Origin of the sequence: Citrobacter sp. wls619 (assembly GCF_005281345.1) — a bacterium.
In the GTDB taxonomy this organism is placed as follows: Bacteria; Pseudomonadota; Gammaproteobacteria; order Enterobacterales; family Enterobacteriaceae; genus Citrobacter.
Genome location: NZ_SZXJ01000027.1, coordinates 283,309 through 298,277 on the forward strand (window position 1 = coordinate 283,309; position 14,969 = coordinate 298,277).

General features: G+C 48.5%; 12 protein-coding genes. 8 read left to right on the forward strand and 4 right to left on the reverse strand.

Annotated features, from left to right (window positions below; translation table 11 throughout):
• Positions 1-156: 156 nt before the first annotated feature.
• Together purU and FDX19_RS04095 are read right to left on the reverse strand one after the other, a co-directional pair.
• Positions 157-999, reverse strand: coding sequence for a formyltetrahydrofolate deformylase (purU, locus tag FDX19_RS04090; protein WP_005126391.1), 843 nt, complete (start codon positions 997-999; stop codon positions 157-159).
• Positions 1,000-1,054: 55 nt separating this feature from the next.
• On the reverse strand, positions 1,055-1,510 hold the full coding sequence (locus FDX19_RS04095) for a YchJ family protein (RefSeq protein WP_137381698.1): 456 nt from the start codon (positions 1,508-1,510) through the stop codon (positions 1,055-1,057).
• Between the two features lie 111 nt (positions 1,511-1,621).
• Here FDX19_RS04095 and rssA point away from each other — a divergent pair, with 111 nt between their 5' ends.
• The 3 genes from rssA to galU all read left to right on the forward strand — a co-directional run bounded on the left by rssA (position 1,622) and on the right by galU (position 4,747).
• The gene (gene rssA, locus FDX19_RS04100) at positions 1,622-2,530 is read left to right on the forward strand and encodes a patatin-like phospholipase RssA (RefSeq protein WP_137381699.1); all 909 of its coding nucleotides are present in this window, start codon (positions 1,622-1,624) and stop codon (positions 2,528-2,530) included.
• A gap of 90 nt (positions 2,531-2,620) precedes the next feature.
• The gene (gene rssB / locus FDX19_RS04105; protein WP_137381700.1) at positions 2,621-3,634 is read left to right on the forward strand and encodes a two-component system response regulator RssB; all 1,014 of its coding nucleotides are present in this window, start codon (positions 2,621-2,623) and stop codon (positions 3,632-3,634) included.
• Between the two features lie 204 nt (positions 3,635-3,838).
• Positions 3,839-4,747 (forward strand): UTP--glucose-1-phosphate uridylyltransferase GalU, encoded by a 909-nt coding sequence (gene galU, locus FDX19_RS04110; RefSeq protein WP_137381701.1) that lies wholly within the window; start codon positions 3,839-3,841, stop codon positions 4,745-4,747.
• 136 nt (positions 4,748-4,883) lie between these two features.
• Here galU and hns read toward each other — a convergent pair whose 3' ends face one another.
• Positions 4,884-5,297 (reverse strand): histone-like nucleoid-structuring protein H-NS, encoded by a 414-nt coding sequence (gene hns / locus FDX19_RS04115; protein ID WP_003020723.1) that lies wholly within the window; start codon positions 5,295-5,297, stop codon positions 4,884-4,886.
• Between the two features lie 645 nt (positions 5,298-5,942).
• Here hns and tdk point away from each other — a divergent pair.
• The gene (gene tdk, locus FDX19_RS04120; RefSeq protein WP_005126397.1) at positions 5,943-6,560 is read left to right on the forward strand and encodes a thymidine kinase; all 618 of its coding nucleotides are present in this window, start codon (positions 5,943-5,945) and stop codon (positions 6,558-6,560) included.
• Positions 6,561-6,783: 223 nt separating this feature from the next.
• On the opposite strand, the gene adhE is transcribed toward tdk, so the two are convergent.
• Complete coding sequence (adhE, locus tag FDX19_RS04125; protein ID WP_137381702.1) at positions 6,784-9,462, reverse strand: bifunctional acetaldehyde-CoA/alcohol dehydrogenase; 2,679 nt, start codon at positions 9,460-9,462, stop codon at positions 6,784-6,786.
• Positions 9,463-9,949: 487 nt separating this feature from the next.
• On the opposite strand from adhE, the gene ychE reads away from it, so the two are divergent.
• The 4 genes from ychE (at position 9,950) to oppC (ending at position 14,967) form a co-directional block, all read left to right on the forward strand.
• Positions 9,950-10,597, forward strand: coding sequence for an NAAT family transporter YchE (gene ychE / locus FDX19_RS04130; protein WP_137381703.1), 648 nt, complete (start codon positions 9,950-9,952; stop codon positions 10,595-10,597).
• Positions 10,598-11,370: 773 nt separating this feature from the next.
• Positions 11,371-13,002 carry an oligopeptide ABC transporter substrate-binding protein OppA gene (gene oppA / locus FDX19_RS04135; RefSeq protein ID WP_137381704.1) on the forward strand — a complete coding sequence of 544 codons (1,632 nt, stop codon included), beginning with the start codon at positions 11,371-11,373 and terminating at the stop codon, positions 13,000-13,002.
• A 121-nt stretch (positions 13,003-13,123) separates the two neighbouring features.
• Positions 13,124-14,044, forward strand: coding sequence for an oligopeptide ABC transporter permease OppB (oppB, locus tag FDX19_RS04140; RefSeq protein ID WP_137381705.1), 921 nt, complete (start codon positions 13,124-13,126; stop codon positions 14,042-14,044).
• Positions 14,045-14,058: 14 nt separating this feature from the next.
• Entirely contained in the window at positions 14,059-14,967 is a 909-nt protein-coding gene (gene oppC / locus FDX19_RS04145) for an oligopeptide ABC transporter permease OppC (RefSeq protein WP_048211481.1), read from the forward strand.
• Positions 14,968-14,969 lie beyond the last annotated feature (2 nt).

Genomic DNA, 14,969 nt, shown 5'->3' on the forward strand with positions numbered 1-14,969 from the left:
CGGGGTAATGCTATGTTACTGGCCTGCTTCCTTGGGAAGCGGGGCGCATCATATCAAATGACGCGCCGCTGTAAAGCATTCCTTTGCTTAACGTGGATCGTTTGCGTACTTTTCATCCGTAACGCAGTAAAGCTAATCAATTCATATTATTGGTGATTACAGAATAATCGTTCGGTTACCGTAAACGAAAACTCGCTGGGCCAGAACCTGATACAGCGCACGACTTAATACGTTTTTCTCAACGTCACGGCCGGCACGCATCATATCCTCTGCGGTATAGGTATGATCCACATGAATCACGTCCTGCATGATGATCGGACCTTCGTCGAGATTGTCATTTACATAGTGGGCTGTCGCTCCGATGATCTTCACGCCGCGCTCATACGCCTGATGGTAAGGGCGCGCGCCAATAAAGGCGGGCAGGAATGAGTGGTGAATGTTGATGATCTTATTTGGGAAGCGAGAAACAAATGTAGGTGTCAGGACACGCATATATTTTGCCAGCACGACATAGTCTGGCTGATGTGCGTCGATGGCATCAGCCATTTTTTGGTCATGCTCGTCACGCGTTAATCCTTCGTGGCTGACCAGCTCAAAAGGAATGTCAAAACGCTCAACCAGGGAACGTAGCGTGTCGTGGTTGCCGATAACCGCGGCAATTTCAACATCCAGTCCGCCGTAATTGGCCTTCATTAACAGATCGCCCAAACAGTGGGCTTCTTTGGTGACTAAAATAACGATGCGGCGACGTCCCGCTGGCGTAAGCTCGCGAATGGAACCTTCTGGTAGCGCGCTGTCCAGATCGGTCAGCAGTGTGACATCGTTAAAAATGCCTTCCAGCTCGGTACGCATGAAAAAACGCCCGGTACGGTGGTCCACGAACTCATTGTTCTGCACGATGTTCAGTTCGTGCTTATAACAGATGTTAGTAATGCGCGCGATCAGACCTTTTTGGTCCGGGCAAATAGTACGCAGCACTTTTCGTTGTAATGAATGCATTTGCAGCGGAGATCCTGTTGAGAATGTTTGCATAATTGATACTGTCGGGCGTTGATTAGCCGCAGCACTTTTTAAATTTTTTACCGGAGCCACAAGGGCAGGTATCGTTTCGTCCAATTTGCGGGCGTGTACCATCGATATAGTACCACTGACCGTTTTCTTTTAAAAAACGAGAGCGTTCGATAATTGCGCCTGTTTTTCCCTGTTCAGAAAACCGTGCGACAAAACTGACATAACCGATAGTGTCGGTTTCTGCCGTCTGCTGTTCAAAAACGGTCAGCCCCAGCCATTCGGTATGGGTAAATCCTGCAATAATGTCATCCCGGAAATCGGCGGCATGGCAATCTGGATGCCAGGTTTTGACGAGGTAATCTGCGTCTTTCATCACAAAAGCACAGTAACGAGAACGCATGAGATGTGACGGCGTAGGTGCTACTTGTGCACCGGACACATAACGGTAGCAACATAGGCTATACTCGACAGCGCTACCACAGGGACAAAGCTGAGACACAAAGTACTCCCTGGAATAAAAAAACGGCGTAAAAACGCCAGGGTGGCACTATGTTAACTGAGCCGTGGCGATGTTGCTACGTCTGCAAGCCAGGGGAAGTCTGTAGGTATAATGAGAAAAATAAAAATTGGGCTGGCGCTAGGTTCCGGCGCAGCACGCGGCTGGTCGCATATTGGTGTGATCAAAGCCCTGAAACACATGGGCATTGATATTGATATTGTGGCAGGGTGTTCCATTGGCTCACTGGTCGGCGCCGCCTACGCATGTAACAAACTCCCCGCGCTTGAACAGTGGGTTTGCTCCTTCAGTTACTGGGATGTTTTACGTCTGATGGATCTCTCGTGGCGCAGGGGCGGATTATTGCGCGGCGAACGGGTATTCAATCAGTATCGGAATGTCATGCCGGTAGAATCTATCGAACAATGCTCACGTCGTTTTGCCACTGTCGCAACCAATCTCAGTACGGGCCGTGAACTCTGGTTTACCGAAGGTGATTTGCACCTTGCCGTCCGTGCCTCCTGCAGTATTCCTGGCCTGATGTCACCTGTGGCACATAATGGTTATTGGTTGGTTGATGGTGCGGTGGTGAACCCTGTACCCGTCTCTCTGACGCGTGCGTTGGGGGCCGATATCGTTATTGCGGTCGACTTGCAACATGATGCGCACCTGATGCAACAGGACCTGCTCTCCTTCAACGTCAATAGTGAAACCGAAGCGAACGATGATGATGAGCTGTCATGGCATGCCCGCCTGAAAGAGCGCTTAAGCAACATTACGGCCCGGCGTGCAGTCACGGCACCTACGGCGATGGAGATCATGACGACCTCGATTCAGGTTCTGGAAAACCGTCTCAAGCGCAACCGTATGGCTGGGGACCCGCCTGATATTCTGATTCAGCCGTTTTGTCCGCAAATATCCACGCTGGATTTCCATCGCGCCAGTGCAGCAATTGCTGCCGGGCAGTTAGCGGTCGAGAAGAAAATGGATGAGCTTCTGCCCCTGGTAAAAACCAACGTTTAACGCATTTTTTATCAACACTTAAGCAAATTCTGACAGGCGTGAGTTGCAATAGCATGCCACTATTTACTAAAGCCAGTCAGGGGGGAGAATATGACGCAGCCATTGGTCGGAAAACAGATTCTTATCGTTGAAGATGAGCCAGTATTTCGCTCGCTTCTGGATTCATGGTTTTCCTCTTTGGGAGCGACAACAGCAGTAGCGGGAGACGGGCTTGATGCGCTGGAGTTACTGGGGCGCTTCACCCCCGACCTGATGATTTGCGATCTCGCTATGCCGCGAATGAATGGCCTTAAACTGGTTGAGTATCTGCGTAATCGTGGCGATCAGACACCTATTCTGGTGATCTCCGCAACGGAAAATATGGCCGATATTGCCAAAGCATTACGACTCGGTGTGGATGATGTCCTTTTAAAGCCTGTGAAGGACCTTAACCGCCTGCGAGAAACCGTTTTTGCGTGTCTTTATCCCAATATGTTTAATTCTCGCGTGGAAGAAGAAGAGCGCCTGTTTCGTGACTGGGATGCGATGGTGGGCGATCCTGCAGCTGCTGCAAAACTGTTGCAAGAATTGCAGCCCCCCGTGTCGCAGGTCATCTCGCATTGTCGGGTCAACTACCGCCAGTTGGTCGCCGCTGATCAACCTGGACTGGTGCTGGATATTGCCCCATTGTCGGACCACGATCTCGCCTTCTATTGTCTGGATGTTACTCGAGCAGGGGATAATGGTGTCCTGGCTGCATTATTACTGCGCGCGCTGTTTAATGGTTTGCTGCAAGAACAGCTCACCCATCAGAATCAACGTTTGCCTGAGCTCGGTGCGCTATTGAAACAGGTGAATCATTTACTGCGTCAGGCTAATTTACCCGGACAGTTTCCACTGCTGGTGGGGTATTACCATAGCGGATTAAAAAATCTGATTCTGGTATCGGCTGGGCTGAATGCGACATTAAATACCGGTTCACATCACGTACAAATCAGTAATGGTGTTCCGCTGGGCACGTTAGGTAATACGTATTTGAATCAGCTAAGTCAGCGCTGTGAATCCTGGCAGTGCCAAATTTGGGGGGCAGGCGGTCGCCTGCGCCTGATGTTGTCTGCGGAATGAACAATCGAGAGGGGAGTGAATGAAATTGGTTTACCTCCCTTACGCTGTGAGTGCTACTATCAGCGGCAGATTTATTCGTATTTATCTTAATTATACCGACGTGCGTCCTTTTCAGACCAGAAGCTTACTGCGGTACTGATATACTCGGATGCGAAACAGATTGATGAACACGTTCAATATATGAACAGTCCAGGAGAGTTTTAAATGGCTGCCCTTAATTCAAAAGTCAAAAAGGCCGTTATCCCGGTTGCGGGATTAGGAACCAGGATGTTACCGGCTACGAAGGCAATCCCGAAAGAGATGCTACCGTTGGTTGATAAGCCATTAATTCAGTACGTCGTAAACGAATGTATTGCTGCGGGCATCACTGATATTGTACTCGTGACTCACTCGTCTAAAAATTCAATTGAAAACCACTTTGATACCAGCTTTGAACTTGAAGCGATGCTGGAAAAACGCGTAAAACGTCAGCTTCTGGAAGAAGTGCAATCTATTTGTCCTCCGCATGTCACTATTATGCAGGTGCGTCAGGGGCTGGCAAAAGGTCTGGGGCACGCGGTATTGTGTGCCCATCCGGTTGTTGGCGATGAACCCGTTGCGGTCATCCTGCCGGACGTTATTCTTGACGAATACGAATCTGATTTATCCCGTGACAACCTTGCTGAAATGATCCACCGTTTTGATGAAACAGGCAGCAGCCAGATTATGGTTGAGCCTGTAGCAGACGTAACGGCTTATGGTGTTGTTGATTGCAAGGGCGTTGAATTAACGCCTGGTGAAAGCGTACCGATGGTTGGCGTGGTAGAAAAACCGAAAGCAGACGTTGCGCCCTCTAATCTGGCCGTTGTGGGGCGTTATGTTCTCAGTGCGGATATCTGGCCTCTGCTGGCAAAAACACCTCCGGGAGCAGGTGATGAAATTCAGCTGACCGACGCTATCGATATGCTGATCGAAAAAGAAACGGTAGAAGCCTATCACATGAAGGGCAAAAGCCATGACTGTGGCAATAAGCTGGGCTATATGCAGGCGTTCGTTGAATATGGTATTCGCCATAATACGCTTGGCGCTGAATTTAAAGCATGGCTTGAAGATGAGATGGGTATTAAGAAGTAACCTCGCGGTATTATAAGGACAGAACGGCGCTGCTAATCCAGCGCCGTTTTTTATACCTAATTTGGGTAGGCGATGGGCGAAGTACGGGTAAAAAAAATCCCGCCAGTGGCGGGATTTTAAGCAAACTATTTCTGAATTATTCCTTGATCAGGAAATCGTCCAGTTGTTTACCTTGTTCTTCCATCGCTTTTTTGATCACAGCCGGTGTACGACCCTGGCCAGTCCAGGTTTTAGTTTCACCGTTTTCGTCAACGTAGCTATATTTAGCCGGACGCGCTGCGCGTTTAGCTTTGGTGCCGGACTTAACCGCCGCCATGCTATTCAGCAGTTCGTTCGGATCAATACCATCAGCAATCAACATTTCACGATATTGTTGCAGTTTACGAGTACGCTCTTCAACTTCAGCAGCGGCAGCGCTTTCTTCTTCGCGACGCTCGCTAACTACAACTTCTAATTTTTCCAGCATTTCTTCAAGCGTTTCCAGAGTACATTCTCTCGCCTGCGCACGAAGAGTACGGATGTTGTTCAGAATTTTAAGTGCTTCGCTCATTGTAGTAATCTCAAACTTATATTGGGGGTGGTTTGTTGAGCTAATAATAGAGCGATAAATTCAGTTGTGCAATAGCCAGGAATGTAAGGAATTCAAAATTGCTCTTTATTTAGTGTCTGTATTAATTGTTCTGTCTTAATTTTACGACTCGGTCGGGCATAAAAAAGGCTTATTGGTATGCGAGCTTCCCGGCTGCAGCGAGTAAAAATTCAAGATTCAGGTCACATTTCATAGTGTACAAATAGTATCTCTTTGCAGTGATTTCAACCTTTTGTATTAGTTTTGCTTACGGGAATCCCCTATTACAAGGTGGCTATCGTTAGAGGCAATAACAATAAGGGCAGGGTTTCTTTATTGCACGGTGTTGATAAGTGACGTTGATGAATTTCAGGAGCACTATTTGTGAAAGAATGTGTATATACACATCATACTTCAGGTTGTGTGTGCTTTGGCTGCGTGCTTTCACTCTATCGTGCCCTTGAGAAAGTACTCAAGGGCACTTCCGCACGGCGAGGTATTTAGACGAAACAGGGCGATGTTCGCACGTTCTTTTATACATCCCGGATGTCACGCTGCACCGACATGTTTGTGAAATATGATACAATCCTGCCCATATTTATTTTCCCCGGTGAGGGCCGATACACAATGGCACAGCTTTATTTTTACTATTCTGCAATGAATGCAGGCAAGTCGACGGCATTGCTGCAATCTTCATACAATTATCAGGAACGTGGGATGCGTGCCGTTGTATATACAGCGGAAATTGATGACCGTTTTGGCGCGGGAAAAGTAAGTTCACGTATAGGTCTGTCATCACCAGCAAAATTGTTTAACCAAAATTCATCATTGTTCGAGGAGATTCGTGCGGAGAACGCGCAGCAACGAATTCACTGCGTGCTGGTTGATGAGTCTCAGTTTCTGACGCGACAGCAGGTTTATGAATTATCAGAGGTTGTTGATCAACTGGATATTCCCGTGTTGTGTTACGGCTTACGCACCGATTTTCGTGGTGAGCTATTCGGCGGTAGTGAATACCTGCTTGCATGGTCAGATAAGCTGGTTGAATTAAAAACGATTTGTTTCTGTGGCCGTAAGGCCAGCATGGTATTACGTCTTGATCAGGCCGGAAGACCTTATAACGAAGGTGAGCAGGTCGTTATCGGCGGAAATGAACGTTATGTATCGGTGTGCCGCAAGCATTATAAGGAAGCACAGTCTGAAGGCTCTCTGACGGCCATTCAGGAACGTCACAGCCACGACTAGCTTTCTTGTTCTCCTGCTGAGTTAAAATCGCAGGGTAGGTCTCTGCTTTAGCCAGAAGCACTACCCTGCGGCATTGCCTTCTGGTGCCACTCTCACACCTATTTCCCTTGCGCCTTTTCACCACAATGGCTGACGTCTGCATAGACTGGTTTTGGCTGAGTATGGCAAAAAAAAACGGCCCCAAAGGGCCGTTTATGAAGATACTAAAACTTATGTGAGTGCATTAAGAGGATTTTTTCGCTTTTTTCTCAGCTTTAGGCGCGGCTGCTGGCTCAGTTTTAGCAGCAGTTTCACCTTCGCTGTACTCACGACCGTAGTAAGTATCCAGCAGGATCTGTTTCAGTTCAGAAATCAGCGGGTAACGTGGGTTCGCACCGGTGCACTGGTCGTCAAACGCATCTTCGGACAGTTTGTCGACGTGTGCCAGGAAGTCAGCTTCCTGAACGCCAGCTTCACGGATTGATTTAGGAATACCCAGTTCAGCTTTGATTTCTTCCAGCCATGCCAGCAGTTTCTGGATTTTAGCCGCAGTACGGTCGCCCGGTGCGCTTAAACCCAGATGGTCTGCGATTTCAGCGTAGCGACGACGAGCCTGAGGGCGATCATACTGGCTGAATGCAGTCTGTTTAGTCGGGTTGTCGTTCGCGTTATAACGAATGACGTTGCTGATCAGCAGGGCGTTCGCCAGACCATGAGGAATGTGGAACTGAGAACCCAGCTTGTGCGCCATTGAGTGACATACACCCAGGAAGGCGTTAGCAAACGCGATACCGGCGATGGTTGCTGCACTGTGAACACGCTCACGCGCTACCGGGTTCTTAGAACCTTCATGGTAGGATGCAGGCAGGTTTTCTTTCAGCAGTTTCAGCGCTTGCAGAGCCTGACCGTCAGAGAATTCAGAAGCCAGCACGGAAACGTAAGCTTCCAGGGCGTGAGTCACCGCATCCAGACCACCGAATGCACACAGTGATTTCGGCATATCCATAACCAGGTTGGCATCGACAATTGCCATGTCTGGGGTCAGCGCGTAGTCAGCCAGTGGATATTTCTGACCTGTTGCATCGTCGGTAACAACCGCAAACGGAGTCACTTCAGAACCGGTACCGGAAGTGGTGGTGACGGCGATCATTTTCGCTTTCACGCCCATTTTCGGGAACTTGTAGATACGTTTACGGATGTCCATAAAGCGCAGTGCCAGCTCTTCGAAATGGGTTTCCGGATGTTCGTACATCACCCACATGATTTTCGCGGCGTCCATCGGGGAACCACCGCCCAGTGCGATGATAACGTCAGGTTTGAAGGAGTTAGCCAGCTCAGCACCTTTACGAACAACGCTAAGAGTCGGGTCAGCTTCAACTTCAAAGAACACTTCGGTTTCAACGCCGGATGCTTTCAGCACGGAGGTGATCTGGTCAGCATAACCGTTGTTGAACAGGAAGCGGTCGGTCACGATCAGAGCACGTTTGTGACCATCGGTAATCACTTCATCCAGCGCGATTGGCAGTGAGCCACGACGGAAGTAGATAGATTTCGGAAGTTTGTGCCACAACATGTTTTCAGCTCGCTTAGCAACGGTTTTCTTGTTGATCAGATGCTTAGGACCAACGTTTTCAGAGATGGAGTTACCACCCCAGGAACCACAACCCAGAGTCAGGGAAGGTGCGAGTTTGAAGTTGTACAGGTCGCCAATACCACCCTGTGAAGCCGGGGTGTTAATCAGGATACGCGCGGTTTTCATCATCTGACCGAAGTAAGCAACGCGTTCTGGTTGGTTGTCCTGGTCAGTGTACAGGCAAGAAGTGTGGCCGATACCACCCATCGCAACCAGTTTCTCTGCTTTGTCTACCGCATCTTCGAAATCTTTCGCACGGTACATCGCCAGCGTCGGGGACAGTTTTTCGTGAGCAAACGGCTCGCTTTCATCAACAACTTTCACTTCACCGATCAGGATCTTAGTTGTTTCCGGAACCGAGAAGCCTGCCAGTTCAGCAATTTTATAGGCCGGCTGACCAACGATAGCGGCGTTCAGTGCGCCATTTTTCAGGATAACGTCCTGAACAGCTTTCAGCTCTTTACCCTGCAGCATGTAGCCGCCGTGGCTAGCGAAACGTTCACGAACTGCATCGTATACAGAGTCAACAACCACAACGGACTGTTCAGAAGCACAGATTACGCCGTTATCGAAGGTTTTAGACATCAGCACAGAAGCAACAGCACGCTTAATATCCGCAGTTTCGTCGATAACCACAGGGGTGTTACCTGCGCCTACGCCGATTGCTGGTTTACCGGAGCTGTATGCTGCTTTAACCATGCCTGGACCGCCGGTCGCAAGGATCAGGTTGATGTCCGGGTGATGCATCAGAGCATTAGACAGTTCAACGGAAGGTTGATCGATCCAGCCGATCAGATCTTTCGGTGCACCCGCAGCGATAGCAGCCTGCAGAACGATGTCAGCCGCTTTGTTAGTGGCATCTTTAGCACGCGGATGTGGAGAGAAGATGATTGCGTTACGCGTCTTCAGGCTGATCAGCGATTTGAAGATAGCGGTAGATGTCGGGTTAGTGGTCGGAACGATACCGCAGATGATACCAATCGGTTCAGCGATGGTGATAGTGCCGAAAGTGTCGTCTTCAGACAGAACACCACAGGTCTTTTCATCTTTATAAGCGTTGTAAATGTATTCGGAAGCAAAGTGGTTTTTGATCACTTTGTCTTCGACGATGCCCATGCCGGATTCGGCAACGGCCATTTTCGCGAGAGGGATTCGAGCGTCTGCGGCTGCCAGAGCGGCGGCGCGGAAGATTTTGTCAACCTGTTCTTGAGTGAAACTGGCATATTCACGCTGGGCTTTTTTTACGCGCTCTACAAGTGCGTTAAGTTCAGCGACATTAGTAACAGCCATAATGCTCTCCTGATAATGTTAAACTTTTTTAGTAAATCATCTGCTCGATACGAGAGTATAGACAGACCGACGAAAAATTGTATAACGTTTTGAAAATCAAACGGTTAATTAACGTCCACTTTACTTTGATTTACTAAAAGAGCTTATGCGTTAGCGTCATTTAACTCTAACGCGTTACCTCCAGGTGGCGTAAGCAAGATTACTCACTTCTGAGTAGTAATTGCGTGATCTGGATCAAATTTCCGCGAAGCTGACACCTTTCAGCAGGCCCTTTTAGCGTTTCTTGGTAAGTGTTAAAAAATTGATGTAATGAATGAGGTTAACATTAGCATATTTAATACATATTAATAACACCGAGTAATGGTAGCGTATTTACGTAGATATACGCAGATAGCAGGTGAAGTATGCTGACAAAAGGCGTATCTTCAGCGCGGATTTCATCAATTTTTATGACTCATTTTATCCGGCTAACGCTTCGGAGCTAACCGTGATCCATACGCTATTCGATTTTCCTGTCTATTTTAAATTTTTCATTGGGTTATTTGCCCTGGTCAACCCGGTAGGGATCATCCCTGTCTTTATCAGCATGACCAGCTACCAGACCGCTGCCGCACGTAATAAAACCAACCTTACGGCAAACCTATCGGTTGCTATCATTCTGTGGACCTCTCTGTTTCTGGGGGATGGAATTCTGCAATTGTTTGGTATCTCAATTGATTCGTTCAGGATTGCCGGTGGTATCCTGGTCGTCACTATCGCGATGTCGATGATCAGTGGAAAACTGGGGGAAGATAAGCAAAACAAGCAGGAAAAATCGGAGACGGCAATACGCGAAAGCATTGGCGTAGTCCCGTTAGCGCTGCCGTTAATGGCGGGGCCGGGGGCGATAAGCTCGACCATCGTCTGGGGCACGCGTTATCATAGTGCCATTAATCTGTTCGGTTTTTTCGTGGCGATTGCGCTGTTTGCGCTGTGCTGTTGGGGATTGTTTCGTATGGCACCATGGCTGGTTCGCCTGTTGGGACAAACCGGCATCAACGTCATCACGCGTATTATGGGGTTGTTACTCATGGCGTTGGGCATTGAGTTCATTGTGACCGGAATCAAATCCATTTTCCCGGGTTTACTTGCCTGAATCCACCCAATCAATATAAACGGAGCTGCTCTCTGGCTCCGTTTCCCTCCATTATCAGTAAAACTTCTCACTAAAGTTGAAATGCGCCATAGCAATAATAAAAAATGCTGATAGCCAGCTGCATTTTTATGTATTGATTTTAAAGGCAATTGTCTTTTCAGCAGAACAGATGAACCAGGGCAGCATTGTTATTTTATTAACATCATACTCTTGGGCTTGCTGAAGGATTATCGAAATGTTATTAGTTATTTCAGCACCTAATTTAGATGAATGTGCTAATTAATAACCAATTGTTAAATTTATGTGCATTCTGACGTCTCTTCGATGCCGGACAGGGTGATGAGCCGGGTGTTCCACGCAACGCATTGAATTAACTGATTTTATTGTTAAATAATTGCTTTTTTGCTGCTTTTGTTGTGCGGTTTTTTTTCGATAAAAGAGAATTGGTTAACAAATCTGTAAAATGTATTGGCGGTGAAGAAACGCATTTGATACTTTCCGGCCAGGTATTTAGCAGAAGATTTCACGTTGATGAGAATCATTTTCAGTTAGTTTCTCTCAACAAGGTAATAGCGTGCTTCCGGCAGGGGAGGTACGTAGATAATCGACGCAAGGCGATCAAACGAATCGCCAGAATAAATAAAGTCGGTGATAGCGAGCAGTAAACAAAAAAACACCTGACGGCAGAAAATCTCCGGTGCCGTACAGGGATCCTGACAGGATTAACAGTCTGGTTATAAAACCAGCCATAATAATGAGGGAGTACAAACACAATGACTAACATCACTAAAAAAAGTTTAGTAGCTGCGGGGATCCTAACTGCGCTAATCGCTGGAAATGTTGCTACAGCCGCAGTGGTACCAGCAGGCGTACAGTTGGCAGAGAAGCAGACTCTGGTGCGTAATAATGGTTCGGAAGTTCAGTCACTCGATCCGCATAAAATCGAAGGTGTACCGGAATCCAACATTAGCCGTGATTTATTTGAAGGTTTATTAATCAGTGACGTTGATGGCAAACCATCGCCGGGCGTGGCTGATAAATGGGAAAATAAAGATTTTAAAGTCTGGACATTCCATCTGCGTAAAGATGCCAAATGGTCTGATGGCACGCCCGTTACCGCACAAGATTTCGTCTATAGCTGGCAACGTCTGGCGAACCCCAATACCGCTTCACCGTACGCCAGCTATTTACAATACGGGCATATTGTCAATATTGATGACATCATCGCAGGTAAGAAGCCAGTTACCGATCTCGGTGTAAAAGCGATTGACGACCATACCTTTGAAGTCACTCTGAGCGAACCTGTTCCTTATTTCTACAAACTCCTTGTGCACTCCTCTCTTTCCCCTGTGCCTAAAGCCGTAGTGGAAAAATTCGGTGAAAAATGGACCCAGCCGGCTAACATCGTTTCTAACGGCTCTTATAAACTGAAAGACTGGGTTGTCAACGAGCGTATTGTACTTGAGCGTAATACCCAATACTGGGACAACGCGAAAACCATTATTAACCAGGTCACATACCTGCCAATTTCTTCTGAAGTGACTGACGTGAACCGTTATCGCAGCGGTGAAATCGACATGACCTATAACAACATGCCGATTGAGTTATTCCAGAAACTGAAAAAAGAGATCCCGAACGAAGTCCACGTTGATCCTTATCTGTGCACCTATTATTACGAAATTAACAACCAAAAAGCACCGTTCAACGATGTTCGTGTTCGTACCGCCCTGAAGCTGGCGCTGGATCGTGACATTATCGTCAACAAAGTGAAAAACCAGGGCGATCTGCCTGCCTATAGCTTTACCCCGCCATATACCGATGGCGCTAAACTGGTTGAGCCAGAGTGGTTCAAGTGGTCACAGGAAAAACGTAACGAAGAAGCGAAAAAACTGCTGGCCGAAGCTGGTTTTACCGCGGATAAACCGTTGACCTTTGATCTGCTGTATAACACCTCCGATCTGCATAAAAAGCTGGCTATCGCTGCGGCATCTATCTGGAAGAAAAATCTGGGTGCGAATGTGAAGCTGGAAAATCAGGAGTGGAAGACGTTCCTCGATACGCGTCATCAGGGCAACTATGATGTTTCACGCGCAGGCTGGTGTGCGGATTATAACGAACCGACGTCTTTCCTGAATATGGTGCTGTCTGACAGCTCCAACAACACCGTCCACTATAAGAGCCCTGCATTTGACAAGTTGATTGCTGATACCCTGAAAGCAACTGATGACGCTCAGCGCAGTGAACTGTATTCGCAAGCAGAACAGCTGCTGGATAAAGACTCTGCGATTGTACCGGTGTTCTACTACGTTAACGCCCGCCTGGTGAAACCTTGGGTCGGCGGATACTCCGGTAAAGACCCGATGGATAATATCCACGTTAAAGACTTGTATATTATCAAGCATTAATGGCAAGACGTGGGGCGATCAAGGTTGCCCCACAGTGTCTTTTTCTTCGAACTATTAATACCGCTTTACCTGAACGTCGGGGCAGAAGGGGTATAAAGGCACACGCCAGAAGGTACGGGCAATGTTGAAATTTATATTACGCCGCTGTCTGGAAGCGATTCCGACGCTATTTATTCTTATTACGATTTCATTCTTTATGATGCGTCTGGCGCCGGGGAGCCCTTTCACCGGAGAGCGCGCGTTACCGCCAGAAGTTCTGGCGAATATTGAAGCGAAATACCATCTTAATGATCCGATCTCAACGCAGTACTTTAGCTATCTGAAACAGCTGGCGCACGGTGATTTTGGGCCATCCTTTAAATATAAAGACTACACCGTTAATGACCTGGTCGCGTCAAGCTTTCCGGTTTCCGCGAAGCTGGGGGCTGCGGCCTTTATTCTGGCGGTCCTCGTGGGCGTGAGCGCCGGGGTGATAGCTGCGCTGAAGCAAAACACGCGTTGGGATTACACCGTCATGGGGGTCGCGATGACCGGGGTGGTGATCCCCAGTTTTGTCGTTGCTCCCTTATTAGTCATGATATTTGCGATCACCCTGAAATGGCTACCCGGTGGCGGCTGGAACGGTGGGGCGCTGAAATTTATGATCCTGCCCATGGTGGCGCTATCCCTGGCCTATATTGCCAGTATTGCGCGTATTACCCGCGGCTCGATGATTGAAGTGCTGCACTCTAACTTTATTCGGACCGCACGAGCTAAAGGGTTGCCGATGCGACGGATTATTTTCCGCCATGCGTTAAAACCTGCGCTATTGCCGGTGTTGTCCTATATGGGACCCGCGTTTGTCGGCATCATTACCGGTTCGATGGTTATTGAAACTATCTATGGTTTACCGGGTATTGGGCAGCTGTTTGTGAATGGCGCATTGAACCGCGATTACTCGCTGGTACTGAGCCTGACTATTCTGGTCGGCGCGCTGACCATCGTGTTTAACGCGATTGTCGATGTGCTGTATGCCGTAATCGACCCGAAAATCCGTTACTGATACTGGAGCTCGCTATGATGTTAAGTAAGAAAAACAGCGAAGCGCTGGAGAATTTCAGTGAGAAGCTGGAGGTCGAAGGCCGCAGCCTGTGGCAGGATGCTCGTCGACGCTTTATGCATAACCGGGCGGCAGTAGCCAGCCTCGTGGTACTGGTGATTATTGCGCTGTTTGTGACGTTGGCGCCCATGTTATCGCAGTTTACCTACTTCGATACTGACTGGGGCATGATGTCCAGCGCGCCTGATACGGAGTCCGGGCACTATTTTGGCACTGACTCATCCGGTCGTGATCTGCTGGTGCGGGTGGCGATTGGTGGACGGATCTCGTTGATGGTGGGAATTGCGGCGGCGCTGGTGGCGGTGATTGTGGGCACGCTGTACGGTTCACTGTCGGGTTACCTGGGCGGCAAAATCGACTCCGTGATGATGCGTCTGCTGGAAATCCTTAACTCCTTCCCGTTCATGTTCTTCGTTATTCTGTTGGTTACCTTCTTTGGGCAAAACATCCTGCTGATCTTTGTGGCGATTGGGATGGTGTCCTGGCTTGACATGGCGCGTATCGTTCGTGGCCAGACGCTGAGCCTGAAGCGCAAAGAGTTTATTGAAGCAGCCCAGGTCGGTGGGGTGTCTACCGTGCGTATTGTTGTGCGCCACATTGTGCCAAACGTATTGGGTGTGGTGGTGGTCTACGCCTCATTGCTGGTTCCCAGCATGATCCTGTTTGAATCGTTCCTGAGCTTCCTGGGCCTTGGCACACAAGAGCCGCTAAGTAGCTGGGGCGCACTGCTCAGCGATGGTGCCAACTCGATGGAAGTATCGCCATGGTTACTGCTGTTCCCGGCAGGGTTCCTGGTGGTGACGCTATTCTGTTTTAACTTTATTGGCGATGGCTTGCGTGATGCCCTCGACCCGAAAGACCGTTAAGG